Here is a 24,371-nt window from a genome sequence, read left to right on the forward strand (position 1 = left end):
GGACACTAGACCTCGGCCGTTTCTGGCCCACTCTCACTCCACAGCATTCCGCGCTTCACGAGCGCACCTCTCTCGTTTTTAGGGACCATGTCTTCTTCATCCACTGCTTCACTGTCTCTGCCCAAGGCGCTCGCCAGGCTGATTCCCTTCGCTAAGCCCGCCAGGTGGTGGGTACTTGCGGGGCTGCTCGTCGCACTTCTCGGGTCGGTCGCGAGCCTCGCCATCCCGATCGTCCTGCAGGAGGTCGTTGACGGGCCACTCCTCACCGGCAACCGTGCCGCGATCCTGTGGGGCGTTATCGCCGTGCTCGCGCTCGGCGTCGCCGAGGCGCTCTTTATCTTCCTGCGCCGACGCTTCGTGCTCCGCCCCATGACCGAGGTTGAGTTCACGATCAGGCAGACCTTTTACGAGCGTCTGCAACGCCTGCCCGTGGCGTTCCACGACAGGTGGCAGTCGGGCCAGCTGCTCAGCCGAATGATGCAGGACATCGGCATGATTCGCCGCTGGCTGACATTCGGCATGATCATGCTGATTGTGAACGTGCTCACGATGCTCATCGGCATCGGGCTCCTGTTCCGCTGGCACTGGGTGCTCGGCACGGTGTTCTTCGTCTGCTCGCTGCCAATCTGGATTGTCGGGTACAGCTTCGAGCAGAAGTACGGCGTGCTCTCGCGGCAGAGTCAGGATCAGTCTGGCGACCTCGCGACCGCTGTCGAAGAGAGCGTGCACGGCATTCGAGTGCTCAAGGCCTTTGGCCGCGGCGCGCATTCGCTGCAGCAGTTCCGCGAGCGGGCTGAGTCGCTGCGGGGAACCGAGATGCGCAAGGCTCGCGAGGTTGGGCTGATCTGGTTCTGGTACGACCTCGTGCCGTTCCTCGCCCTCGGCGCCTGCCTGTTCACGGGTATCGTGCTCGCGAGCATGGGGCAGCTCTCCGTCGGTGAGCTCTTCGGCTTCTTTGCGCTCGCCGCTGCGGTGCGCTGGCCAATGAACTCGCTCGGGTTCCTGTTCTCGTTCATGATCGATGCGCGTACTGCGACGGACCGCGTCTTCGAGGTGTTCGATGCTGAGATCACGATCACCGACCCGGAGCACCCGCGCACAGTCGAGCACCCTCGCGGTGAGCTCGCGTTCCGCGATGTGCACTTTAGGTTCCCCGACGCGCGCGACAGCGAACGAGACCTTGTCGACGGCCTTGACCTTGTGCTGCGGCCGGGCGAGACGATGGCGCTTGTCGGGGCGACGGGCTCGGGCAAGACGACACTGACAGCGCTGCCGACGCGACTCTACGACGTGACGGCTGGCTCGGTCGAACTCGACGGCGTCGACGTGCGCGAGCTCAGGCTCGAAGAGCTCAGGCGACGCATTGGCGTGGCGTTTGAGGATCCGATCCTCTTCTCGGCAAGCGTGCGCGACAACGTGCTGCTCGGTCGAGACGATCTCGACCCGGCCGGGCCCGAGGCCGACCGAGTGCTGCGAGAAGCGCTCGAGGTCGCGCAGGCTGGGTTCGCCTACGATCTGCCTGACGGCCTCGACACCGAGGTGGGCGAGGAGGGCATGAGCCTCTCTGGCGGCCAGCGCCAGCGCCTCGCGCTCGCCCGCGTGGTTGCTGCGGCGCCCGACGTGCTCGTGCTCGATGACCCGTTGTCGGCGCTCGACGTTGACACCGAGGCGCTCGTTGAGGCCGCGCTGCGGCGGGTGCTCGCGAGTACCACGGCGCTGATTGTCGCTCATAGGCCGTCGACAGTCTCGATGGCGGACCGCGTTGCGGTGATGCAGCGCGGCCGCGTCGTCGCGGTGGGCACACACAGCGAACTGCTTCGCACGAGCGAGCACTACCGCTACCTCATCACCTCGCTTGAGGCGGGTGAGGAGCCAGCGTCGGAGGAGCCCGCGGCCACCTCGGATCGGCACGCCGACAGCCCGGGACTCGACCGCACGAACGACACCAAACCGACAAACGATCCAGACACGACTGGCACCGAGGAGGTGGCACGATGAGCCCCGAGAGCGTCCGCGGAACGCGCGGCGAAGACCGCAACAGCTACACGCGCGAGGAGAGTCGCGCCATCAGACGGCGATCGCTGAGGCTGCTCGCGTCGCTTCTTGGGCCGTTTCGGCGGCTCATCATTCTCACCGCCGCGGTCGTCATCGCGTCGGCAGTGTTCCGCGCGATCGGGCCATCGCTCATCGCGTTTGGCATCGACGAGGCGCTGCCGCGCGCGGTCGAGCAGGGCGACTGGGTGCCCGCGATTGGGATCTCGCTTGCCTACCTCGTGATCGGGGGCGGCGGTGCCGCGCTCGTTGGCTGGTACGTCGTGCTCATCGCGAAGCTCACCCAGGCGGTGATGCTTGAGCTGCGCACGCGCATCTTCAGGCACACGCAGCGGTTGAGCCTCGAGTTCCATGAGGGGTACACGTCGGGACGCATCATTTCGCGCCAGACGAGCGACCTCGAGTCGATCCAGGAGCTGCTCGATGGCAGCCTTTCAGAACTCATCGATGCTGTGCTGCTCGGCTCGTTCACGCTCATCGCGCTGTTCCTCATCGACTGGCGCTCAGGGGTGCTGCTCGTGTGCATGGGCCTGCCGCTCGGCTTGCTCATGTGGTGGTTCGTTATCGAATCCCAGAAGGGCTTCCGGGCGACCCGCACCGTGAGCGCCAGGCTTATCGTGCAATTCGTTGAGACGATGACTGGCATCCGCGCAGTGCAGGCGTTCCGCCGCGAGAAGCGCAACGACAAGGCGTTCGCGAAGGTGTCTGACGACTACCGCCGCGCGAACCTGCGCGTCGTGAACCTCTTCGGTGTCCTTGACCCCGGGCTCGTGCTGCTCGGCAACATCACGATCGCGGTGGTGCTGCTCTGGGGCGCGTTCCGTGTCACAGATAACGCGCTCGCGGTCGGCGTACTGCTCGCCGCCGTGCTTCACGTTCGCAACTTCTTTGGCCCGCTTGAAGACGTCGCGATGTTCCTGAACTCATACCAGTCGGCTGTCGCCGCACTTGAAAAGGTGTCTGGTGTGCTTGAGGAGGAGCCGACTGTGAAGGATCCCGAACAGCCTGTCGCTTTGTCTGAGGCTCGCGGCGAGCTGAAGTTTGACGGCGTGAACTTCCGTTACGGCGGAGCAGACGACCCGCGGGTCGTGCTTGCGGACTGCAATCTCGAGATCCCGGCAGGGCAGACGATCGCACTCGTCGGAACGACGGGTGCGGGCAAGTCGACGCTCGCGAAGCTCGTGGCACGCTTCTATGACCCGACCGAGGGCAGGCTGACACTTGACGGTGTCGACCTGCGAAAGCTCGACCCTGTCGATATGCGTCGGGCGATTGTGATGGTCACGCAGGAGGCGTACCTGTTCAGCGGCACGATCGCGCAGAACATCGCGCTCGGGAAACCGGACGCGACGCGGGATGAGATCGTCGCGGCGGCCGCTGCTGTCGGCGCCGACGAGTTCATCGAGGCCTTGCCTGACGGCTATGACACCGACGTGAATAAGCGCGGTGGTCGAGTTTCGGCAGGTCAGCGCCAGCTCGTCTCGTTTGCGCGCGCGTTCCTCGCAGACCCGGCTGTGCTGATCCTCGACGAGGCGACAGCGTCGCTCGATCTGCCGAGCGAACGCCTCGTGCAGGATGCGCTGCAGCGCTTGCTCGCGGATCGCACAGCGATCATCATCGCGCACAGGCTCTCCACTGTCGCGATCGCTGACAGGGTTCTGGTGATGGAGCATGGCCGCGTGGTCGAGGACGGTTCCCCGGCGGAGCTCATCGCCGCGGGCGGCAGGTTCGCCGGGCTCCATGCGGCCTGGGAAGACTCGCTCGCGTAAGGTGGAACCGTGCAAAAACGGTGGGGCGAGGGGCTGCGTGCGCTCATAACGAGCACGCAGCCCCGCCTCCCGTGGCGCAGGATCGCGTTCGCCGCCATCGGTACGGGCGCAGCTGTCGCCCTGCTCGGGGCGCTCGGCACGTCGATGGATCTCACGCTGTTGTTTCTCGGCTTCGCGCCGAGCTGCCTGCTTGTTTTCGCGTTGCCAGAGGCCCCCGTTTCGCAACCGATCGCTGTCGTCGGGGGGCATATGGTCTCGGCGGCAGTTGGGCTCGGCGTCGGCGCGATCCCGCACACGGGGTGGTGGAACGGCGAGCTCGCCTCCGCGCTCGCGGGGGCGCTCGCTGCCGCCCTCTCGGTCGTCGCGATGCTTGTGCTGCGGGTACTTCATCCACCCGCGGTTGCGAACGCGGTTGTCGTGTGCGTCACGGGTGCGGGGTGGAGCTACCTTGTGGCGCCCGTGCTGCTGAGCGCGGTGTCAATCGTCGTGATTGCGCTCGTCTGGCACCGGATCACCGGCGCGACCTACCCGCACCGTTCCGCCATTCGCTGAGGCCCGTGTGCCCCGCGGCGCGTGGCGCTATAGGTACGGGTGAACGGTCGCCCGCTCGGCCTCAGTGTCGCGGATGAGCTGCGGGTCGGTCATGCCTTTGCGCGGGTCGGCGTCGGGGTCGTCTGCCTCGGTCGCGCCGTCGAGCACGGGCTCATCGACGGTATCCGGTGAGTCTTCGTGTTCGGCTGCGGCAGCCGCGGCCTTGTCGGCGTCGTGAGTGCGCTTGACATTCATTTGTGCCTCCTAGGTTTTGCGTGGGTTGCCACCGTAGAACGCGAAGCTGAAGGATTGCGCAGTAAGAGCTGAGTGCCGCCGGCCTATTCCTCGCGGCTTGAGTTCCAGAAGAGACGTGATCCATCGGCCTGCGTCGCCTGCCAGAAATCACCGCACTTTTCGGTCTGCTGGATGCCGACGTCCATGAGCAGCAGTAGGCTCGCGTACGGACCAGGGCCGTCGGTGCTTGGCACGCAATCGGCATCGATCGGGCTGCCCTTCCAAGAGGCCGCGACCTGCTTGCCCTGCTGCGCGACGCGAACGTCCTTGGCGTCTGACGGGAAGCCCTCGGGGAAGGTGCCGTCGGCGATGAACTTCTCGATCTCTGCGGCGGAGGGCGCCGAGTCCGTCGGTGCTGCAGGCTCCCCAGTGCCGGAGCAGCCCGCAAGCAGCGAGCCTGTGAAAACGATTGCCGCGACGGCGGCGAGTGGGTGCTTCATGTCGTGCCTCCCGGAGTAGCGGATGCTCAACGCTATCCAAGTACCCTGTGGGATTCACAGGCGATGCCTGAGAGAACCCCTGTTACAAGCGCTGCCGTGAACCGGCGATGAGTGTCATGCCGAGAATCGCTGCCCCACCCGCGATAAGGATCGTCAGCAGCGCCGAGGGAGAGCCGGCCCGAGCGATCCGGGGATCCTCAGCCTCCTCAGGTTTGGAGCCCTGCGGGGGAGGCGAAGGGGAGGGCTCTGGGGTGGCCCGATCCTGATCTGGGTTGTCATCCGGTGTCGCCGCGGCGTCGCCTCGCGAGGGCGCATGTGCGTCTGGTTCGGTGTGCTCGCGCTCCGCCTGTCCCTGAGGTTCCGGGGGGCCTTCGACATTGCTCTCCGCGGGGGCCTGCGCCCCGGTGTCGCGCTCCACGGGCTCGACAGTAACCGAGCAGCCGGCGACCGTGAGCGCGTGCGGCGCGCCCGGCACCCAGGCCCCCGACCCGCTGTTGAACGTCGCGTCGGTGTGGCTCGAAGTGAGACCGCTGAACAGGACGACCTCGCCGGCGGCGGCGTCGGGGACGGTGAGTGTGAAATCGAGCACGCCGGCGGACGCCGCCTTGAGCTCTGCCGCCTTGCCGCCAGCCTGTGGCGTGACCTGGCTGCCTCGCTCGTCGCTGCGCGCATCGATGTCTTGCAACCAGGTGATCGAGTGTTCTCCGACGTCGACGCGCTCCCACGGGGCGGGCTCGAGCCGGAGGTAGTTCGCGATCGGCTCATCCGTCGCGGTCCCCGCCGGCTCGAGTGCTACTGCCTGCGAGATCGACACATCTGAGACCGCGAGCCCGTCGCCAAGCTCGACCGTATTGGTGCCGACCCGCAGGTTCGGCTCAAGCGGTAGCGGCGCGAAGGCATCACCAGTCGGGTTTGGTTGGGAGACGAGCGTGAAGTCGGTGATCGCGACCCTGAAGCTGCGGCCGGCGAGCCAATCCACACGAACGTGGAACGAGTCGGCCTCGCCGCCCCAATACGAGCAGACCGTGCCGGGGTGATCGGCGTGTGCGGGAGACGGAGACGCGGCGAGCAAGCCCCCGCCGGCCGTGAGGCCGACGACGGCCACGGTGATGGCGCCTGCAAACGTCTTCCGCATCACTCCCCCTGGTGTGAGTGCCTACACGCTACCCCAATGCGTCGGGAAGGTCGAGGATGCGCGCTGGGAGTTACCATTCGCTGCGGTTACGTGCCGCACAAACACGAAGGCCCCGCTCCGAGGAGTGGGGCCTTCGTGTGTTACCTGTCTATGGCGGAGACGGGGGGATTTGAACCCCCGGTCGAGTTTAACCCCGACCCTTCATTAGCAGTGAAGTCCGTTCGGCCGCTCCGGCACGTCTCCATGAGCAGGCAACGCCACTTAGTCTAACGGGAAAATCCTGAGCCAGGAAATCCTTGGACTAGTAGTTTGTGCGACCCACCGAGCAACTTTCGACATCTGGCTTCAGGCCGGTGATCTCGGGGGGCAATTGCACGCGGTCGCCACCGCTCGAGGTGCCGCCGTCGGTCGCGGGGGTCTCGCCCTCTGGCGTCGCGGGAGCTTCGGTGGCTGGCGCTTCCGTCTCTGGCGTCGCGGGGGTCTCAGTTGTTGCGTCGTCTGGCGTTGCGACAGCGCCACCGGTGCCGGTGACATCGAACGCCTCACCGCTCTGCAGCGTCTCCATGAGCACCGCTGCAAGCTCGGTGTTCGGCAGGAGGCGGCCCGACTGGTATGGGTGGTCGACAGTCGGGTACTGCACGAAGTTGATGTTGCCAAGATCGATGTCGCGAACAGTTCCAGCGGCAGCTTGCATGAACTGGATGCTCTTCATGCTTTCGGAGAGCAGCATGTTGTCAACGGCTGCCTTTCCGAGGTTCCAGACCTTGAACGGGTCAGACAGCGTCTCGGCGCTCTTCAGCTTCCGCATGAGCGAGGACATGAAGACCTGCTGGTTGTTGATGCGCGAGATGTCGCTGCCATCTCCAACGCCGTAGCGGGTGCGGAGGAACTGGAGGGCTTCCCAGCCCTCAAGCGTGTTCATGCCCGCAGGTAGATCGAGGTCAGTCTTCGGGTCGACGAGTGGCTCGGTCAGGCAGACTTCGACGCCGCCGACTGCCTCCGAGATGCCGACAACGCCGTCGAACGTGATCATGGCCGCATAGGGGATATCCATACCCGTGAGCTCAGAGATCGTGCGCGCGACGCAGGGGAGCCCGCCGTAGCCGAGCGCAGTATTAAGCTGCTGCTCGCTCATCGCGGGGTAGTAGCCCTCCTCGCCGTCCTCACTCGGGCAGCTCGGGATGGGGACCATCAGGTCGCGCGGGAAACTGACAACCGTGGCGTTCTTGTGGTCGGCGGAGATGTGGAGCAGGAGGTTGACATCGTTGAGCTCGCCCTCCTCACCATCGTCGTAACCCTGGCCAGCGCGCGTATCAGAGCCCGCGAGCAGGATCGTGAGCTCGCCGTCGATTGTCTGCTTCCCGGCTCCGATGGCCTCGTTTGAGGTGCCAAGGTCAATTGTCTTTGCGCTGTTGACGAACCCCCATAGCGCATACGCGGCAGTAGCGACGCCCGAAAAAGCGATCACGAGGACAGTGGTGAGCAGAAACCTGCTGAAGTTCTTGACTGAGGAGGAACGGGAGAGCTTTCCATGGCGTACGACTGATCGGCGCGGCTGTTCTGCCTGCGTCCTTCTCGCCATGCGGTGTTCCCCTTGCTAGTCGCTGCGGCACAGAAAAGTCCCGCAAGATTTCCCTAATTTACCCGACAGCCCTGAGGGCAGCCTGAGGCGAGCCGGGAGAATCCTGTCAATGAGAAAGCCCCCGACCCCGGTACGAAGTACCTGATCGGGGGCTTTCACCTGGCGGAGGGTAGGAGATTTGAACTCCTGAGACGGGGTTACCGCCTGCTTGTTTTCAAGACAAGTTCCTTCGGCCGCTCGGACAACCCTCCGCAGAAGAGCCTACCAAATGTTCGCGGGGAATCGTTCCACTCGGCGTGAAAGGGGTTACAGAATTCGGGTTCGGGCCATGCAGCCAGGCCCGGAGCTAGGCCGAGAGGAGCTCGGGGAAACGCTTGCGCAGCGCGAGCAGCAGCCCGCCAGCTTCGGCGGATGCAGTGACCTCAGTTGCTGCAGCCTTCACTTCGTCGACGGCCTGACCCATCGCGACCGAAACGCCAAGCCGGCCCGCCCACTCGAGCATTTCGATGTCGTTGCGGCCGTCGCCGGCTGCGAAGACGTTCGCTGCGTTCACGCCGAGCTTCTCCCGCAGTACCTCAAGGGCGCTCGCCTTTGTTACGCCGTCAGGCGCGATGTCGAGCCAGGAGCTCGTGCCGACAGCGTAGGAGACGTGGGTGAGACCGAGCGACTCGATTGCGCTCATGAACTCCTCGACGCGATAGTCGGGGGAGAACACGATGACGCGGGCGGCCTGAACGCCGAGGAGATCCTCAAACGCGACGCGGCGCTGGTTCGCTGGGAGCGTCCCTGACGGGATCTCCTTCGTGTAGAGGAATGTGCCGTCTGCGAGCTCGACAGCGAAGTGCGCGGTGGCGAGCTGCGGGCGAATCTTCTGCAATGCATCGGTCGGGTTGAACGCCTCCACGTACTCGCGGCGGTACCCGCGGGTGCCGAAGGGGTCACGCTTCAGCGTGACGGCCCCGTTCGCCGTCACCACCCACTCGGGGCGAATGCCGAGGCGTTCGACGATCGGCAGCGTCGCGTCGACCGACCTGCCTGTCGAGACGATGACCTCCTGGCCGGCCTCGTGTAGCGTGCGGATCGCCTCAGCGAGCTCGGGATCGATGATCCCACCAGCGGCATGGTCACCCGCGCCTTCAAACCCGTGACGCAGCACGGTTCCGTCGAGGTCGAGGGCGATGATGTGGCGATCCTGCATTGATTACGTTCCTTCTACCGGGCTAAGTACTTCAAGTCCACCGAGGTACGGGCGGAGCGCCTCGGGTACCGTCACGCTGCCGTCAGCGTTCTGGTGAGTTTCGAGGATCGCGACGATCCAGCGAGTCGTTGCGAGCGTGCCGTTCAGCGTCGCAACCGGGGCGGTCTTACCGCTTTCGGTGCGGAACCGCGTCTGGAGCCTGCGCGACTGGAACGTCGTGCAGTTCGACGTCGATGTCAGTTCGCGGAAGGTGCCCTGCGTCGGCACCCACGCCTCGATATCGAACTTGCGCGCAGCGCTCGAGCCGAGGTCGCCAGCCGCCACATCGATCACGCGGTAGCTCAGGCCGAGCGCCTGCAGCATCTCTTCCTGCCATGCGACAAGGCGGTCGTGCTCGGCCTCGGCGTCCGCGGGGTCGGTGTAGACGAACATCTCAAGCTTGTTGAACTGGTGAACGCGGAGGATGCCGCGTGTGTCCTTGCCGTGCGAGCCTGCCTCGCTCCGGTAGCACGTCGACCAGCCGGCGTAGCGGACGGGCCCACGCGAGATGTCGAGGATCTCGTCGGAGTGGTAGCCGGCGAGCGCGACCTCGCTTGTGCCTGTGAGGTACAGATCCTGATCCTTGAGGTGGTACACCTCGTCGGCGTGCTCGCCCAGGAAGCCGGTTCCGCCCATGATCTCGGGCTTCACAAGCGTCGGGGTGATGAGCGGCGTGAAATCGTTGCGCATCGCGAGGTCGAGCGCCATGTTCATGAGTGCGATCTCGAGGCGAGCGCCGACGCCGCGCAGGAAGTAGAACCGTGCGCCCGAGACCTTCGCTCCGCGCTCCATGTCGATCGCGCCGAGCAGCTCGCCGAGGGCGAGATGGTCGCGTGGTTCAAAATCGAATTCGGGGACCTCGCCGACAGTGCGGAGCGTGACGAAGTTGTCTTCGCCGCCCTCGGGGACACCGTCGATGACGATGTTCTCGATGCGCGATGCGATGCGTTCGAACTCCTGATCAGCGTCTTTCGCACGAGCCTCGGCCGCTTTTACCTGCGCGGCAAACTCCTGTGCCTTGGCGATGAGTGCAGGCTTGTCTTCCTTCGCCGCGGTCTTCACGGTTTCGCCGACCGACTTCTGTTCCGAGCGCAGTCGCTCGAACTCGCCACGTGCCTCACGGCGCGCAGCATCAGCCGCAAGCGCCTCGTCTACAACCGACTCATCGTTGCCTCGGGCGCGCTGTGAGCGCTTCACGACGTCGGGATCGTTGCGGAGAAGTACTGGATCGATCACCCTCTTAGCCTAGCGCGCCGGGCTCGCGGCTACGATTGATCCATGACCATGGTCCCCAGTCGTACGCAGCCGCACGCCGCGGTCGTGTACCACCCGCTGAAAACTGACATCGCGGGGCTGCGGAGCGCCGTCGAAGCGGCCGAGTCGAAAGCCGGCTGGTCGGGCACGCGATGGTACGAGACTGAAGCCGACGATGCTGGCCTCGGTGCGGCGAAGCGAGCCGTCTCCGACGGCGCGAGCGTCGTGCTGGGGGCGGGCGGCGACGGCACGATCCGGGCGATCGCCGAGGGGCTGAGGTACACGGAGGTGTCGCTCGCCATCGTGCCCCAGGGCACCGGGAACCTCCTCGCCCGCAACATTGGCATGCCGCTCGGCGACCTCTCGGCCGCGGTGGAGGCAGCATTCTTCGGGTCTGGCCGGACAATCGACCTCGGGAGTATGACGATCGTGCGCCCTGCGGATGAGAGCGGTGCCTCGGAAGAAGAGGAGCACGCGTTCCTCGTGCTCGCCGGAATGGGCCTCGACGCCCGCGCCATCCGAGCGACCCGGTCGAGGCTGAAGAAGCGAGTCGGTTGGCTCGCCTACGTCGACGCGGGCGTGCGGACGATGGTCAAAGATAAGCCGCTCGAGATCCAGTACTCGATGGATGGATCTGAGGCGAAGCGCCTGACCGTTTACACGGTGATGATCGGCAACTGTGGTTTGCTCCCTGGCGGCGTGCTCCTCATTCCCGACGCGAGCCTAGACGACGGACTCCTCGACGTGGTCGCGCTTCGGCCGCTCGGTCCGTTCTCGTGGATCAGGATCTGGAACAAGATCGGTTGGGAGAACGGCGTGCTTCGGAAAACGAAGGCGGGGCGCCGGATCATCGACCTCGTCAACGATACGAAGAATGTGACCTATGTCCGCGCCCGCGAGTACGCGCTTGCCGTGGAGGGCCCTGAGCCTGTTCAGCTCGACGGCGATGACTTCGGCCTTGCGGTCAAGGTCCGAGGCCAGGTGGACCCGGGTGCCCTCATCGTCCGCGTGCTTCCCGGGTGGCAGCGGCCTGAATAGCATCTCACTGCCTCGCTGTGGTCTGATTCGCTGGCGTGACTGCGGAGGTCGTCGTGGCGTCGGGCGGGGTCGAGCCGTCGGCTGGCCGCTGTTGCCGGGTCGCTCCCTCGGCTAGTGTTGACTCCTCCCCCTGCTTTGCGCCCTCGGTGATGTCGCCCTCTGCCGCGGGGTTGTCGCCTTCCTCGGCGCCGTCGGCCGCCCCCTCGGCGCTCGCCGCCGGGTCGACACAGTCGCGAGACAGTGGCGGAAGTTCGCGCTTCTGGGGCTGCGCGGCCGCGGGGGTGCCTGCCTCGCCCGTGACGTCGGAGTAGGGCGCGTTGCTGAGTGGGAAGACGTTCCACGCCTCGGCATCGCGGGCGGCGGGGTTGAATGAGTGCGCGTAGCTGCGATCCTCAGCTTGAACCCAGCTGTCTGGCGCAGTCGACTCGTCTTCGCCCATGGTGGTGATGGGCTTGCCGTCTTGATCGTAGAGCCGAACCGAATCCAGGAGGTTGCCAGCGCAGTCATACGCGTAGATGTTCGTGACCTGGCCGCCGTTGTGTGCGAGGCCCTGAGTGCTCGCTTCCTCGACGACGTAGTCGTAGTGCGGAGTGCTGATGTTGGCCCACCCCGCTGCGAGGAACGGCACTGTCAGGATCACCGCTGCGACGTTGGCGATGTCGCGCACCCGCACGATCCACTGCTGCGGCAGCCATCGGCCCCGGCCCCACTGCACGCTTACGACGATCAAGCCGAGAGTGAACACCAGTGACCAGAACGAGACCGGGAAGCCGTTCACGAGTGGGTGCCGGAGGAGCAGGAGAGCAACCCAGGCGCCGACGACAGCACGGAGTACCCACCAGACAGGCCTCAGTGAGGCCATCAGGTCGCGGAAGCCCTGCCTGCCTGGGGTCGCGTCGAACCAGTCTGCGGCCCGCTGCTTCAAGCTGGTGAACTTCTCGGCGACTGTGACCTTCGCGGGCTTCTCGGGGCCGCGGGGCGGGAGCCCGGCAGCCTGCCGGAGCTCTTCGGCGTACTGGGCTGCATCCCCTAGGGCATCGCCTTCATTGAGGCGTTCGGTGAGGTCTGCGCCGAGACCGTCGAGCAGTTCGTCGAGCTCGTCTGCGGGGAGGTCGCTCAGGTGAGCCCGCACCTCGGTCGTGAACGCCTCGGCCCGCTGGGCGTTGGTGAGTGAGACGCTGGCGTTCATTCGGTGACTCCTTCGGGGCTCGTCTGGGGAAGTGATGGCTGGGGGTGAGGCGGGGGCTGGTGCGTCGGCTGCGGTGAGATCAATGCGCTGAGAGTCTCGGAGAACTGGTGCCAGCTGCCACGCTGCTCTTCGAGCAGTTCTCGCCCACCCGGGGTGATGCTGTAGTACTTCCTGTGGGGCCCGCCATCAGAGGGAACGACGTATGTCGATAGCGCCCCGGCTGCGTAGAGTCGCCGCAGCGTGCCGTAGACCGAGGCGTCGCCGACCTCGTCGAGTCCAGCCTCTCTGAGGCGCCGCACCACGTCGTAGCCGTAGCCGTCTTCGCGCTCGACTACCGCGAGGACGGCGGCGTCGAGTACGCCCTTGAGTAGCTGCGTTCCGTCCACTCGGACCCCCTCATATGTTCGCTGTTACGCACTAGTGTGCATTACGCAATAGTGCGCTGTCAAGAAGACTAGGCGCTATGGCACAGGTGCGTTCTGTGGGTCGTTCGGCTGTCGGGCGGCCTGCCTGTCTGTCGGCCTGCCTGTCTGTCGGCCTGACAGCCTGTCGGCCTGACTCTGCGGCTACGCGCCTGTTCCTTGGCTCGCCGACCAGGCCGACCTTGCCCCAAAGCTGCGCCACTCCGGCACATGGTTGTAGCGAGCGCACGCCTTGCACAGTTGGTTCAAGGTGTGCGCTCGAGATGTTTGTGCGCCGAAGCAGATCAGTCGGCGAGCCTGCCGCTGCGGACGGCTCAAGCGCTGGTTGGTAGCCCGCTTGATTTTCTGGGCCTCGACTGAAACCAAGGCGACCCTCAGTGTCGTATCTTGCTACAAGCGATATTAAATTGAGAGATATTCATCGCCAAATGTGAATTAGAGTGTTCGTACGTGCTCCTGTTCCGGCCTGCCAAGTGGCGAGGGACGCCCGTGGCATTTCATCAGAGCAGCAGCCCAGTCAATTTCAAGAAAGGGTTATGTATGCGCCTAAATTCACACGGTCTCTGGTCGCCACTGTTGTGACGGCACTCGCACTTACGTCTCTGGGCACTGGTGTTGCTAGCGCAGCCGAGCCTCCGGCAGGCGAAACCCAGGTCTCATACGATCAGGTAGGCAATGAACGGTCCGCTTACCCTGCAGGAGATGGCCTCAAGCTGAACATAGTTGAAGGCGACTCTGTAAACATCACTGACGATGTGGCTTTGTGGAGGGATGAGAATGGCGCCGTCATCGCTTCAATCGAACTCGACAACAAAGGAAACCAAAATATCACGTTCCGTTTCGATGAGGAGACGCAGACCATTCTCGCTGAGCCGAAAGGCGGCCAAGGGCCTAACGGGGCAATTTCGGCTCGGGTCTGCATGCCAAAGTGGGTGGCCTGGGCGTTTAATATCGCGTGGGGCGGGCTTGTATGCATTCCCGCAACACTTGGCGCCAGCGGTGTCGCAACTCCGATTGCTGGCATTGTAACGGGCGCTGCCTGTAATGCTGCGGGAGGCGTCTTGACTACTGCAATCTCTTGTTAGGGGGAGGCCTGTCTAGAAGGAGGGCGCGTGAGTCCATGGGAAAACTTACGAAGGCGAATCACGTATTCAATGTGCTGATCGCGGTTGTCGCGACTGCAGTAATAATCCCTTTTCACCCAGGTATCCCTTGGTTTGCGTGGATCGGAGCGTTTATGCTTTTCCTGCTCAGCGCTGAGTTCTTTTCGACCCTCATTCAACCCAAGGATCAAGAAAACCAAAAAAGAAGCAACCTGACGGCCTTCTTCATCGCCCTTGTAGCAGCGGTCGCACTGGGGCTCCTGGCGGTCGCTTATCTTATGTGGTGACGGAGGGCTCTCCAGGGAAATGGGAGTAGCTTTTGGATCTGCTTCGTAACTGCACGCGTCAAATTTCCGCGGGGAGGGGCACGCGAACTCGGCTAGCCCCTCCCCACGGCGATTCGCCCGCCACACCGCACACGTATAGCTGCAGGAGGCAGCTGACGTGCCGGGTGTGCTTGCCTGCCTAGCGCTTCATCTTGCGGGAAAGGGGGCAAGGAACGAAGCAACGGAATAGGCGCTACCGCTCGGACGCCTCGTCCACTCCCTCGATGACCTCGCGCAGCCAGTCTCGGGCGTCGCGGAAGCGGTTGTCGTCGTGCACGGGTCGAATCTCTGCAGAGACCCTGTCGGCCCGCGGATAGGATCCGAGGAACACGACGTTCGGGCTCGACCGTTTCACGCCGAGCAGGGCGTCAGCCACGCGCTCATCCTTGATATGTCCCTCGGCGTCGATGACGAACCGGTACCGGCCCATCCGATCGCCGATCGGGCGCGACGCGAGCAGCGTGAGGTTCACGCCGCGGGTCGCGAACTGTTCGAGCAGGTCGAGAAGCGCGCCCGAACGGTCCTCTGGGAGCTCGGCTATGAGCGAAGTCTTGTCGGCCCCGGTCGGCTCGCGGACGGGGCCGACTCGACTCACAAGCACGAAGCGGGTGACGGCGTCTGGATTCTCTGCGATCCCTTCGGCGAGTACCTCGACGTCGTAGTGGTCTTCGATTCCCGGGGGAGCGATTGCAGCGTCAACCTGCTTGGCATCGTCGAAGAGGTCGGCGGCCGCCTGCACGTTTGAGGTCGCTGGGAGGTGGCGGTGCTGGGGCAGAGCGCCATCGAGCCAGGCACGGCACTGGCCGTACGCGACGGGGTGACCCGCGACCACGGTCACGTCTTCGAGCTTCACGCCGGGCCGGGCGACGAGCACGAATCGCACAGGCACGAGGTACTCGCCGATGATGCGCAGACCGGGGATCGTCGCCAGCGCGTCCTGCGCGACTGTCACCCCGCCGTCGATGGAGTTCTCGATCGCGATCATCGCCGCGTCGCTGACACCCGTCACGACATCGTTCAGTGCCTCGCCAAGGTTCGATACGGGCCGCCAGGTCTGTCCCCGAGCCGCGTCGACCTGTTTGAGGGCCGCCTCGGTAAACGTCCCCGCGGGCCCCAGGTAGGAGTAGCTGCGCGTGGGTTCCGAGGAGTGTGACATGAGCCCAAGCGTACCGCGAGCGGGCGTGCGGTCGGGGGCATGCGAGCGGCGAGCTTATGCGGCGTTGCAGTAGTCGCAGCCGCACGCACCGCAGCGACTCTGCGCTGAACCGGGGCCAGCTCCCGGACTGCGCCCGGCCAGCGCCCGGCAGCGCGGAACCTAGCTCAGCACCCGCGCGACGAGCGCCTGCGCCGCCGCCTGCACCTCGATGAGATGGTTCGGCCCCGCGAACGATTCGGCGTAGATCTTCATGACGTCCTCGGTGCCCGACGGGCGGGCGGCAAACCAAGCGCGCTCGGTCGAGACCTTGAGACCGCCGATGGCCGCACCATTTGACGCCTCCGTTGCGATCGACGTGATCGGGTCGCCGGCGAGCTCGGACTCGGCAACGTCCGACGCCGAAAGCGCCGCGAGCCGGGCCTTCTGCTCGCCTGTCGCTGGAGCGTCGATGCGCGCGTAGGCTGGCTCTCCGAACCGCTCAACGAGGGCGCTGTAGCGTTCGGACGGTGACTGCCCAGTGACTGCCTCGATCTCTGCGGCGAGGAGACAGAGCAGGATCCCGTCCTTGTCCGTGCTCCACGGAGTCCCGTCGAACCGTTGGAAGGACGCGCCGGCGCTCTCCTCGCCGCCGAAGACGACGCTGCCCTCTGAGAGTCCTGGCACGAACCACTTGAACCCGACGGGAACCTCGTCGAGCCGGCGCCCGTGCGCGGCGACGACTCGGTCGATCATTGCCGACGAGACGAGTGTCTTTCCGATGCCCGCCGTGGCAGGCCAGTCTGGGCGGTGTTCGAGCAGGTAGTCGATCGCGACGGCAAGGAAGTGGTTCGGGTTCATGAGCCCGCCGTCGCGGGTCAGGATCCCGTGCCTATCCGCGTCTGCGTCGTTGCCTGTGACGATCGCGTACTCGTCGCGGTAGGGGGCCACTGTCGACATCACCTGGGCGGAAGACGGATCCATCCGGATCTTCCCGTCCCAGTCAAGGTGGAGGAACGCGAACTGCGGATCCACGCCTGCGCCGAGCACCGTGAGGTCGAGTTCGTAGCGGTCGCGGATCGCCGACCAGTAGGCGACGCTCGCCCCGCCGAGGGGATGGGCCGCGACGCGGATCCCTGACTCGCTGATCGCCCGCATGTCGATCACGTTTGCGAGCCCCTCGACGTACGCGCCGAGGAAGTCGTAGGCGCCAGGCACGACTGGCGCGCTCGGCGGCTGGGGGGCCGCGAGCGCCCACCACTCGCCGCTTTCGAGCAGGGCGTTGGCGCGCTTGGCGATCCAGCTCGTGGCGTCGGTGTCTGCGGGCCCGCCGTGCGGGGGGTTGTACTTGATGCCGCCGTCGCCCGGCGGGTTGTGGCTCGGGGTCACGATGATGCCGTCAGCGCGATCAGGATCGTCTGCCGCCCGGCCCCGGTTATGCATGAGGATTGCGTGGCTCAAGGCAGGGGTTGGCACGTATGCTTCGTCGCCCTGCCCGGCGTTTGTCAGTACGTGGACGCCGAGCGTGGTGAGCACGGAGACCGCGGTGTGCTCCGCGGGAGCGGAGAGGGCGTGGGTGTCAGCCCCGATGAAGAGCGGGCCGCGGATGCCCTGCGCCTCCCTGTACTCTGCGATGGCGGCGGCGATGGCGGCAATATGGGCCTCGTTGAAGGAGCCCGTGAGGGCCGAGCCGCGATGGCCTGAGGTGCCAAACACCACTCGCTGTGACGGCACTTCGGGGTCGGGTACGACCTCGGTATACGCGCGCACGAGCGCAGCGATATCGACGAGGTCTTCGGGGCGCGGAAGCATGCCTGCACGAACATCCATGCCTCTAGTGTGCCAGGCCAACAAAGCCACGTCGCGTTCACCTTCACGGAGTAGTCTGTGAACCATGAGCGAGATGCAGCAAGACCGTCCGTCCATTGAGTGCTGGCTGACTGACATGGACGGTGTGCTCGTGCACGAGAATCGGGCTATCCCGGGCGCCGCCGAGCTCATCGCGCAGTGGACTGCGAATGAGCAGCCCTACCTGGTGCTCACAAACAACTCGATCTTCACGGCGCGCGACCTCTCTGCCCGACTCGCCGCGAGCGGCATCAAGGTTCCCGAGGAGCGGATCTGGACGAGCGCGCTCGCCACCGCCGCCTTTCTCAAGCAGCAGAAGCCTGGTGGCTCGGCGTTTGTGCTCGGCGAGGCAGGGATCCTGACCGCGCTGCACGACGCCGGCTACGTCATGACTGAAACCAACCCCGACTTCGTCGTCGTTGGCGAGACCCGCAACTACTCGTTTGACGCGATCACGAAGGCGATCCGCCTCATCAACAAGGGCGCCCGGTTTATCTCGACGAACCCTGACGCTACTGGGCCGAGCCCAGACGGCGTGCTCCCCGCGACCGGCGCGATCAACGCCCTCATCACGAAGGCGACAGGCATGGAGCCCTACGTCGTCGGCAAGCCAAACCCGATGATGTTCCGCTCGGCGATGAACAAGATCGGCGCCCACTCGCACAACACCGGGATGATCGGCGACCGAATGGACACAGACATTGTCGCGGGTATCGAGGCAGGCCTGCACACTGTGCTCGTGATGACTGGCATCTCAGACAAGGCAGAGATCGAGAAGTTCCCGTTCCGGCCAAACGAGGTGCTCGGCTCGGTCGCCGAGCTGCTCGACTAGCGCCAGCGCGGGGCGCTACTTGGCAGCCTTGCCCCTGATCTTGCGCACGAGCATCTGCGTCGCGATGAACGCGAGGTACGCGGAGAAGGCGATGTTGCCCCAGAACGGGTCGATCCACCCTGCGAACATCGACCCGAACGGCACGCAGACCGACGCGGCGATGCCGATGTAGGCGGCGGCGCGCAGATCAACGTTGCCGCGCTTGAAATTCCCGATCGTGCCCGAGAGCGAGCCCGGGATCATCATGAGCAGCGAAGTGCCCTTCGCGATGAGGTCGCTCGCGCCGAAGAAGAACATCAGGATCGGTACCACGACAACCCCGCCGCCCACTCCGAGCAGGCCAGACAGGATTCCAGTCACGAAGCCCGTCACGACGAGCAGGGCGCCCATGAGCGCGGTCATCGTGATCTCGTCGTCGCGTTGCGGCACGACGAACCAGAGGCTCACGATCACGACAGCGAGGAAGGCGATGAAGCCCCACTGGATCGCGCCGACCGGCAGCTTGGACAGCAGGTGGCTGCCGACCTGCGCGCCAACGACGATCCCGACGGCGAGCAGCGCTGCGGCGATCCAGTCGACGTTGCCCTGGAGTGCATACGTCGTCGCGCCAACGATCGCCGTCGGCAGGATCGCCGCGACCGACGTGCCAGCAGACAGCTTCTGCGGCATGCTCAGCCAGAGCGCGAGCGCGGGCACGATGATTGTTCCTCCGCCGATGCCGAAGAGACCCGAGAGGAGCCCTCCGAGGATGCCGATGGCGATGAGGGGGAGCGGGCTTGGTCGCACTGAGGCGTTCATGGTCTGAGCTACTTTGCTTGTCGGAGTGGGGCCTGACAGGCTCGCCGCGGAACAACGCGGAAGCCGTCTCGTGACCCCGGAGGCGTGCGGCGTTTTGGTCCAGGACACGTGCGGCGTCAGGCCCGGGAAAACCCGGGCCGAGGGCCGCTACTGTGGGGCGAGGCCCAGATCTTCGAGGCCGATCGCGAAGCGGTACTCGTAGCCGGCTTCTTCGATGCGTGCCTTGGCGGGAGCCTGACGATCCACAACAACCGCGACGGCGACGACCTCGGCGCCAACCTTTTTGAGCGCTTCGATGGCGGCGAGCGGTGAGCCGCCAGTCGTCGACGTATCTTCGACAACGATGACGCGCTTGCCTGCGAGGTCCGGGCCCTCGACCTGGCGGCCGCGGCCGTGATCCTTCGGCTCCTTGCGCACAACGAACGAGTCGTACACCTCGCCGCGAGCGACACCCTGGTGCATGATCGCCGAAGCAATCGGGTCCGCGCCCATCGTGAGGCCGCCGACTGCGACGACGCCATCGATATCTGCGATGAGGTCGAGCATGACCTGGCCGATGAGCGGGGCAGCGCGGTGATCGAGCGACAGCTTACGCAGATCGATGTAGTAGGTGGCCTTCTTGCCGCTCGTGAGCGTGAAGTCGCCGTGGAAGACGGCCTCCGACTTGATGAGTTCGATGAGCTTTTCGCGTGCGGTGGTCATGCTTCGATTCTAGTGTTTGGTGACGTTACGCCGGCAGCGAGAGTTCGGTGACGAGGGGGCGTTGGGGCTCTAAGCTCGAAAGCGTGAACGTGGGAATCTCTGAAGCGCAGCTTGCTGAACTTAGTGAACTGTTCGAGCGCGGCCCTGTCGCGGTACTCACGGGGGCAGGCATGAGCACTGACTCGGGCATTCCCGACTATCGCGGGGCCGGCACTCCGCCTCGCAACCCGATGAACATCGCGCAGTTCACGGAAGACCCGCACTATCGGCGCAGATTCTGGGCAGGCGCCCGGATCGGGCAGAACCGAATGAACACTGTCGAGCCGAACGATGGGCACCGCGCGTTGGCGCGGCTCGAAGCCGCGGGACGCATCGACGGCGTCATCACGCAGAATGTCGACGGCCTGCACAAGCGCGGCGGATCGCGAAACGTGGTCGAGCTCCATGGCGGCGGTGGGATCATGCGCTGCATCCAGTGCGGAGAGCGTTGGACACGGAGCGAGGTGCTCGGCTGGTTCGACACGTTGAACCCCGGCTATGCGGAACGCAACGCGAACGCTGAGGTCGCGCCAGACGGTGACGCCCTGGTTACCGAGGTCGAATCCGTTCGGGTGCCGCTCTGCCCCGGCTGCGGGGGAACCTTGCGCCCCGACGTCGTCTACTTCGGCGAGACCGTGCCTGTCGCGGTGTTCGATGCCGCAGCTGAGCTCGTCTCGCGTTCGACGGGGCTGCTCGTCGCGGGTTCCTCGCTCGCGGTGAACACTGGGATGCGGCTCGTGCACAAGACTGAACGGCTCGGGAACCCGCTCGCGGTGATCAATCGTGGGCCGACAGCCGTCGACGGGCGCCCGTCGCTTGCTGTGCGAATCGACGGCGGGACGACTGAGACACTGACGGCACTCGCCGACGCGCTCGGGGCGTAGCGGGACGCTGGGGCAGCCCGGCCCGGGCAGGTTCTGCCCTGTCCGGCCCATTTCGGCACCTGCGCCGATGTACACGATTCCGGCGAATGTACACGATTTGGCGGCGTCAGAATCGTGTACATCTGCAGAGAGCGTGTGCACCTGCGGACTGAACGCGGCGCCGGAACGCCACGCGACGCCGGAACGCCACGCGGCTGCGGTGGCTGCGGGCGAGTCGGGCCCAGCGCCGCAACGCCAAGGGGCCGAGCCCGCAACAGCGGACCCGGCCCCTCGCCTGCGCTTGCGCGGAGCGCTACTCGACCACGATGACGAGGTCGCCAGCCTCGACGCCGCGCGTCCCCTCGAACGCGAGGCGCTTCACGACGCCCGCGACGGGTGAGGTGATCGCTGCCTCCATCTTCATGGCCTCAATCGTGCCGATGGCCTGGCCTGCGGCAACAGACTCGCCCTCGGCGACCTTCACAGTGACGGTGCCCGAGAACGGCGCGGCGATCTGGCCGGCGACCGTGCGGTCGGCCTTCTCGGCGGTTTCGGCCGTCACCGCGATGCGCTCGTCCTTCACGAACACTGGGCGCAGCTGGCCGTTCACGCGCACCATGACGGTGCGAACGCCCTTGTCGTCGGGCGCGCCGATCGCCTCGAGCCCGACATAGAGGCGCACGCCCCGGCTCAGGTCAATCGCGTGCTCGGCGTTCGGGTCAAGGCCGTACAGGTAGTCGCCCGTGTCGACGACAGAGAGGTCGCCGTACTGTTCGCGCGCGTCCTCGAACTGCGCGGTCGGGGCAGGGAACAGGAGGCGGTTCAGCGTCGAGCGGCGCTCGACACTGGTGCCGTCGAGCTTCGCCTCATCGTCAGCCGAGACCGGGGAGACCTCGATCGAGACGTCGCGACCCGCGAGCACCTTCGAGCGGAACGGCTCGGGCCAGCCGCCGGGAATCTCGCCGAGCTCGCCCGCGAGGAAGCCGACGACGGAGTCTGGAACGTCGTAGCGCTCGGGGTTCGACTCGAAGTCAGCGGGGTCAGCGTCGACGGCCGCGAGGTGCAGCGCGAGGTCACCGACGACCTTTGACGACGGGGTCACCTTTGGAATGCGCCCGAGGATCCGGTCGGCAGCCGCGTACATGTCTTCGATCTTCTCGAAGTTCTCGGACAGGCCGAGTGCGATCGCCTGCTGGCGCAGGTTCGACAGCTGGCCGCCGGGAATCTCGTGCGTGTACACACGCCCTGTTGGGGCTGCGAGGCCCGATTCGAACGGCTTGTAGAGGGTGCGCACTGCATCCCAGTAGGGCTCGAGCGCGTAGACGGCGTCGGGATCGATGCCGGTGTCGCGTTCGGTGTGCGCGAGCGACGCCACGAGGCCAGAGAGCGAGGGCTGGCTCGTGGTGCCAGACATCGGGGCCGAAGCGGCGTCTACAGCGTCGACGCCAGCAGCAGAGGCCGCGAGCAGCGTCGCGAGCTGGCCGCCGGGGGTGTCGTGCGTGTGCAGGTGCACTGGCAGGTCGAAGCGTTCGCGGAGCGCCGTGACGAGCTTCGCGGCGGCGGCCGGACGAAGCAGGCCAGCCATGTCCTTGATTGCGAGCACATGCGCGCCCGCTTCGACGATGCGTTCGGCGAGCGCGAGGTAGTAGTCGAGGGTGAACTTGTCCTCGTTCGGCGACAGCAGGTCTCCGGTGTAGCAGAACGCGACCTCGGCGACTGCGGTGCCTGTCTCGCGCACGGCGTCGATGGCGACCCGCATCTGGTCGATGTCGTTGAGAGCGTCGAAGATGCGGAAGATGTCGACGCCTGTCGCTGCGGCCTCCTGCACGAACGACTGTGCGACCTTCGGCGGGTAGGGCGTGTAGCCGACGGTGTTCTGGCCGCGCAGCAGCATCTGGATCGGCACGTTCGGTAGTGCCTCGCGCATTGCCGAGAGACGCTCCCACGGGTCCTCGCCGAGGAATCGGAGCGCCACATCGTATGTCGCGCCACCCCAGGCCTCAACGGAGAGGAGCTGCGGCGTCATACGAGCCACGTGCGGGGCGACCGCAACGAGGTCGCGAGTGCGCACTCGGGTGGCGAGCAGCGACTGGTGGGCGTCACGGAAGGTGGTGTCGGTCACGGCGAGGGCTGTCTGTGAGCGCAGTGCCTTCGCGAACCCCTCAGGGCCGAGCTCGAGCAGCCGCTGGCGACCGCCTGCCGGCGCGGGAGCCTCGAGGTCGATCGACGGGAGCTTCACCTGCGGCTCGATCGTCTGCGGGCGTGCGCCGTGCGGCTGGTTCACGGTGACGTTCGCGAGGTGCTGCAGCAGGCGGGTTGCGCGGTCCTGCGGCTTGTTCAGCGTGAGCAGCTCGGGGCGCTCCTCAATGAACGAGGTCGACACGTCGCCTGCCTGGAAGTCAGCGTCATCGAGCACCGCCTGCAGGAACGGGATGTTCGTGGCGACGCCACGGATGCGGAACTCGGCGAGGGCGCGACGCGCGCGCACTACCGCGTCCTCGAACGTGCGGCCGCGGCAGGTGAGCTTCGCGAGCATCGAGTCGAAGTGCGGGCTGATGTATGAGCCCGGGTTGATCGTGCCGCCGTCGAGGCGCACGCCGCCGCCGCCCGGTGAGCGGTACGCGCTGATGCGGCCGAGGTCTGGGCGGAACCCGTTCGCGGGATCCTCGGTGGTGATGCGGCACTGCAGGGCGGCGCCGTGCAGCTTGATCTTGTCTTGGGTCAGGCCGAGGTCTGCGAGGGTCTCGCCCGCCGCGATCCTCATCTGGGACTGCACGAGATCGACATCGGTGACTTCCTCAGTGACGGTGTGCTCGACCTGGATGCGCGGGTTCATCTCGATGAACACGTGCTCGCCTGCCCGGTCGCCCTCGGTGTCGAGCAAGAACTCGACGGTGCCGGCGTTCGCGTATCCGATCGACTTTGCGAACGCGAGTGCGTCGCGGGTCATTGCGTCGCGCTGCTCCTGCGTGAGGTTCGGCGCTGGCGCGATCTCGACGACCTTCTGGTGGCGGCGCTGCACCGAGCAGTCGCGCTCGAACAGGTGGACTGCTTCGCCAGTGCCGTCTGCGAGCACCTGCACCTCGATGTGGCGCGGGCGGAGGACTGCCTGCTCGATGAACATCGTCGCGTCGCCGAAGGCGCTTTCGGCCTCGCGCATCGCGGCCTCGAGGGCCTCGCGGAGGTCTTCGGCACGCTCGACGCGGCGCATTCCGCGCCCGCCGCCGCCTGCGACTGCCTTCGCGAACACTGGGAAGCCGATCTCCTCGGCGCCAGCGATGAGGGCGTCGACGTCTTGCGACGGGGGAGTTGAGCGCAGCACCGGCACTCCGGCCGCGATTGCATGCTCCTTGGCTGCAACCTTGTTGCCCGCCATTTCGAGGGCCTTGCGCCCGGGGCCGATGAAGGTGATCCCAACTGCCGCCGCAGCTGCCGCGAGCTCAGGGTTCTCCGACAGGAAGCCGTACCCTGGGTAGATCGCATCTGCGCCGCACTCCTGCGCGACCCGCACGATCTCGGCAATGTCGAGGTACGCGCGGACAGGGCCGCCCTCGGTGCCAATCAGGTAGGCCTCGTCGGCCTTCAGACGGTGCAGGGAGTTGCGATCCTCGTATGGGTAGACCGCAACCGTGCGCGCCCCCAACTCATTCGCTGCGCGGAACGCGCGGATCGCGATCTCGCCACGATTTGCAACCAGAATCTTCTCGAACATCGTCTTTGAGTTCCTCCCTTGGGCGGTGGGTTGCCCGGTCAGGTGCGCGCGTTGTGGGCGCGCACCTGGTCAG

20 protein-coding genes and 2 tRNA genes are annotated in these 24,371 nt (G+C 65.7%); 7 read left to right on the forward strand and 15 right to left on the reverse strand.

Features of this window, described 5'->3' with window-relative positions:
• The first annotated feature begins 87 nt into the window (after positions 1 to 87).
• From KI794_RS00720 to KI794_RS00730, 3 genes are read left to right on the forward strand one after another with little or no spacing between them, the layout of a single operon-like run.
• Entirely contained in the window at positions 88 to 1,998 is a 1,911-nt protein-coding gene (locus KI794_RS00720; protein WP_255808770.1) for an ABC transporter ATP-binding protein, read from the forward strand.
• Positions 1,995 to 3,821, forward strand: coding sequence for an ABC transporter ATP-binding protein (locus tag KI794_RS00725; protein ID WP_119281821.1), 1,827 nt, complete (start codon positions 1,995 to 1,997; stop codon positions 3,819 to 3,821). Before KI794_RS00720 ends, KI794_RS00725 begins: the two co-directional genes overlap by 4 nt.
• 9 nt (positions 3,822 to 3,830) lie before the next feature.
• Entirely contained in the window at positions 3,831 to 4,373 is a 543-nt protein-coding gene (locus KI794_RS00730) for an HPP family protein (protein ID WP_255808772.1), read from the forward strand.
• A 27-nt stretch (positions 4,374 to 4,400) separates the two neighbouring features.
• Here KI794_RS00730 and KI794_RS00735 read toward each other — a convergent pair whose 3' ends face one another.
• From KI794_RS00735 to serS, 8 genes are all read right to left on the reverse strand, one after another.
• On the reverse strand, positions 4,401 to 4,607 hold the full coding sequence (locus tag KI794_RS00735) for a hypothetical protein (RefSeq protein WP_119281819.1): 207 nt from the start codon (positions 4,605 to 4,607) through the stop codon (positions 4,401 to 4,403).
• Between the two features lie 83 nt (positions 4,608 to 4,690).
• Entirely contained in the window at positions 4,691 to 5,086 is a 396-nt protein-coding gene (locus tag KI794_RS00740) for a hypothetical protein (RefSeq protein WP_119281818.1), read from the reverse strand.
• An 82-nt stretch (positions 5,087 to 5,168) separates the two neighbouring features.
• On the reverse strand, positions 5,169 to 6,221 hold the full coding sequence (locus KI794_RS00745) for a hypothetical protein (RefSeq protein ID WP_255808773.1): 1,053 nt from the start codon (positions 6,219 to 6,221) through the stop codon (positions 5,169 to 5,171).
• A 151-nt stretch (positions 6,222 to 6,372) separates the two neighbouring features.
• Positions 6,373 to 6,464: transfer RNA gene (locus KI794_RS00750), tRNA-Ser, on the reverse strand.
• 58 nt (positions 6,465 to 6,522) lie between these two features.
• Positions 6,523 to 7,803: an LCP family protein gene (locus tag KI794_RS00755; protein ID WP_119281816.1), complete on the reverse strand. Its 1,281-nt coding sequence runs from the start codon at positions 7,801 to 7,803 to the stop codon at positions 6,523 to 6,525.
• Between the two features lie 160 nt (positions 7,804 to 7,963).
• Positions 7,964 to 8,054, reverse strand: a tRNA-Ser gene (locus KI794_RS00760).
• Between the two features lie 95 nt (positions 8,055 to 8,149).
• The gene (locus KI794_RS00765; RefSeq protein ID WP_255808774.1) at positions 8,150 to 9,001 is read right to left on the reverse strand and encodes an HAD family hydrolase; all 852 of its coding nucleotides are present in this window, start codon (positions 8,999 to 9,001) and stop codon (positions 8,150 to 8,152) included.
• A gap of 3 nt (positions 9,002 to 9,004) precedes the next feature.
• The gene (serS, locus tag KI794_RS00770) at positions 9,005 to 10,276 is read right to left on the reverse strand and encodes a serine--tRNA ligase (protein ID WP_119281814.1); all 1,272 of its coding nucleotides are present in this window, start codon (positions 10,274 to 10,276) and stop codon (positions 9,005 to 9,007) included.
• A gap of 42 nt (positions 10,277 to 10,318) precedes the next feature.
• Between serS and KI794_RS00775 the strand changes: the two genes are divergently transcribed.
• Positions 10,319 to 11,332, forward strand: a complete 1,014-nt coding sequence (locus KI794_RS00775) for a diacylglycerol/lipid kinase family protein (RefSeq protein ID WP_119281813.1) — start codon at positions 10,319 to 10,321, stop codon at positions 11,330 to 11,332.
• A 4-nt stretch (positions 11,333 to 11,336) separates the two neighbouring features.
• Here KI794_RS00775 and KI794_RS00780 read toward each other — a convergent pair whose 3' ends face one another.
• Both KI794_RS00780 and KI794_RS00785 read right to left on the reverse strand, forming a co-directional pair.
• Entirely contained in the window at positions 11,337 to 12,521 is a 1,185-nt protein-coding gene (locus KI794_RS00780) for a hypothetical protein (protein WP_255808775.1), read from the reverse strand.
• On the reverse strand, positions 12,518 to 12,907 hold the full coding sequence (locus KI794_RS00785) for a PadR family transcriptional regulator (RefSeq protein WP_119281811.1): 390 nt from the start codon (positions 12,905 to 12,907) through the stop codon (positions 12,518 to 12,520). The genes KI794_RS00780 and KI794_RS00785 overlap by 4 nt, the downstream gene beginning before the upstream one ends.
• A gap of 1,156 nt (positions 12,908 to 14,063) precedes the next feature.
• Between KI794_RS00785 and KI794_RS00790 the strand changes: the two genes are divergently transcribed.
• Complete coding sequence (locus KI794_RS00790; protein WP_255808776.1) at positions 14,064 to 14,333, forward strand: hypothetical protein; 270 nt, start codon at positions 14,064 to 14,066, stop codon at positions 14,331 to 14,333.
• Between the two features lie 232 nt (positions 14,334 to 14,565).
• Here KI794_RS00790 and pheA read toward each other — a convergent pair whose 3' ends face one another.
• Both pheA and KI794_RS00800 read right to left on the reverse strand, forming a co-directional pair.
• Positions 14,566 to 15,528, reverse strand: coding sequence for a prephenate dehydratase (gene pheA, locus KI794_RS00795; protein WP_255808777.1), 963 nt, complete (start codon positions 15,526 to 15,528; stop codon positions 14,566 to 14,568).
• Positions 15,529 to 15,687: 159 nt separating this feature from the next.
• Positions 15,688 to 17,334: an alpha-D-glucose phosphate-specific phosphoglucomutase gene (locus KI794_RS00800; protein ID WP_119281809.1), complete on the reverse strand. Its 1,647-nt coding sequence runs from the start codon at positions 17,332 to 17,334 to the stop codon at positions 15,688 to 15,690.
• A gap of 64 nt (positions 17,335 to 17,398) precedes the next feature.
• On the opposite strand from KI794_RS00800, the gene KI794_RS00805 reads away from it, so the two are divergent.
• Positions 17,399 to 18,184 (forward strand): HAD-IIA family hydrolase, encoded by a 786-nt coding sequence (locus KI794_RS00805; protein ID WP_246055859.1) that lies wholly within the window; start codon positions 17,399 to 17,401, stop codon positions 18,182 to 18,184.
• A gap of 15 nt (positions 18,185 to 18,199) precedes the next feature.
• On the opposite strand, the gene KI794_RS00810 is transcribed toward KI794_RS00805, so the two are convergent.
• Positions 18,200 to 18,982 carry a sulfite exporter TauE/SafE family protein gene (locus KI794_RS00810; protein ID WP_119281808.1) on the reverse strand — a complete coding sequence of 261 codons (783 nt, stop codon included), beginning with the start codon at positions 18,980 to 18,982 and terminating at the stop codon, positions 18,200 to 18,202.
• Positions 18,983 to 19,129: 147 nt separating this feature from the next.
• Positions 19,130 to 19,684: an orotate phosphoribosyltransferase gene (pyrE, locus tag KI794_RS00815; protein ID WP_119281807.1), complete on the reverse strand. Its 555-nt coding sequence runs from the start codon at positions 19,682 to 19,684 to the stop codon at positions 19,130 to 19,132.
• Positions 19,685 to 19,767: 83 nt separating this feature from the next.
• On the opposite strand from pyrE, the gene KI794_RS00820 reads away from it, so the two are divergent.
• A complete protein-coding gene (locus KI794_RS00820; RefSeq protein WP_255808778.1) occupies positions 19,768 to 20,607 on the forward strand; it encodes a Sir2 family NAD-dependent protein deacetylase in 840 nt (279 codons plus the stop codon).
• Positions 20,608 to 20,899: 292 nt separating this feature from the next.
• On the opposite strand, the gene KI794_RS00825 is transcribed toward KI794_RS00820, so the two are convergent.
• Positions 20,900 to 24,298: a pyruvate carboxylase gene (locus KI794_RS00825; RefSeq protein WP_119281806.1), complete on the reverse strand. Its 3,399-nt coding sequence runs from the start codon at positions 24,296 to 24,298 to the stop codon at positions 20,900 to 20,902.
• Between the last annotated feature and the right edge of the window lie 73 nt (positions 24,299 to 24,371).

This window comes from Leucobacter aridicollis, assembly GCF_024399335.1.
In the GTDB taxonomy this organism is placed as follows: domain Bacteria; phylum Actinomycetota; class Actinomycetes; order Actinomycetales; family Microbacteriaceae; genus Leucobacter; species Leucobacter aridicollis_A.

Excerpts from the sequence above, each read along its gene's own strand:
- KI794_RS00720 (WP_255808770.1), top strand. The coding sequence starts at position 88 with ATGTCTTCTTCATCCACTGCTTCACTGTCTCTGCCCAAGGCGCTCGCC.
- KI794_RS00725 (WP_119281821.1), top strand. The coding sequence starts at position 1,995 with ATGAGCCCCGAGAGCGTCCGCGGAACGCGCGGCGAAGACCGCAACAGC.
- KI794_RS00735 (WP_119281819.1), bottom strand. The coding sequence starts at position 4,607 with ATGAATGTCAAGCGCACTCACGACGCCGACAAGGCCGCGGCTGCCGCA.
- KI794_RS00740 (WP_119281818.1), bottom strand. The coding sequence starts at position 5,086 with ATGAAGCACCCACTCGCCGCCGTCGCGGCAATCGTTTTCACAGGCTCG.
- KI794_RS00745 (WP_255808773.1), bottom strand. The coding sequence starts at position 6,221 with ATGCGGAAGACGTTTGCAGGCGCCATCACCGTGGCCGTCGTCGGCCTC.
- KI794_RS00755 (WP_119281816.1), bottom strand. The coding sequence starts at position 7,803 with ATGGCGAGAAGGACGCAGGCAGAACAGCCGCGCCGATCAGTCGTACGC.
- KI794_RS00765 (WP_255808774.1), bottom strand. The coding sequence starts at position 9,001 with ATGCAGGATCGCCACATCATCGCCCTCGACCTCGACGGAACCGTGCTG.
- KI794_RS00775 (WP_119281813.1), top strand. The coding sequence starts at position 10,319 with ATGACCATGGTCCCCAGTCGTACGCAGCCGCACGCCGCGGTCGTGTAC.
- KI794_RS00780 (WP_255808775.1), bottom strand. The coding sequence starts at position 12,521 with ATGAACGCCAGCGTCTCACTCACCAACGCCCAGCGGGCCGAGGCGTTC.
- KI794_RS00790 (WP_255808776.1), top strand. The coding sequence starts at position 14,064 with ATGGGAAAACTTACGAAGGCGAATCACGTATTCAATGTGCTGATCGCG.
- pheA (WP_255808777.1), bottom strand. The coding sequence starts at position 15,528 with ATGTCACACTCCTCGGAACCCACGCGCAGCTACTCCTACCTGGGGCCC.
- KI794_RS00800 (WP_119281809.1), bottom strand. The coding sequence starts at position 17,334 with ATGGATGTTCGTGCAGGCATGCTTCCGCGCCCCGAAGACCTCGTCGAT.
- KI794_RS00805 (WP_246055859.1), top strand. The coding sequence starts at position 17,399 with ATGAGCGAGATGCAGCAAGACCGTCCGTCCATTGAGTGCTGGCTGACT.
- KI794_RS00810 (WP_119281808.1), bottom strand. The coding sequence starts at position 18,982 with ATGAACGCCTCAGTGCGACCAAGCCCGCTCCCCCTCATCGCCATCGGC.
- pyrE (WP_119281807.1), bottom strand. The coding sequence starts at position 19,684 with ATGACCACCGCACGCGAAAAGCTCATCGAACTCATCAAGTCGGAGGCC.
- KI794_RS00825 (WP_119281806.1), bottom strand. The coding sequence starts at position 24,298 with ATGTTCGAGAAGATTCTGGTTGCAAATCGTGGCGAGATCGCGATCCGC.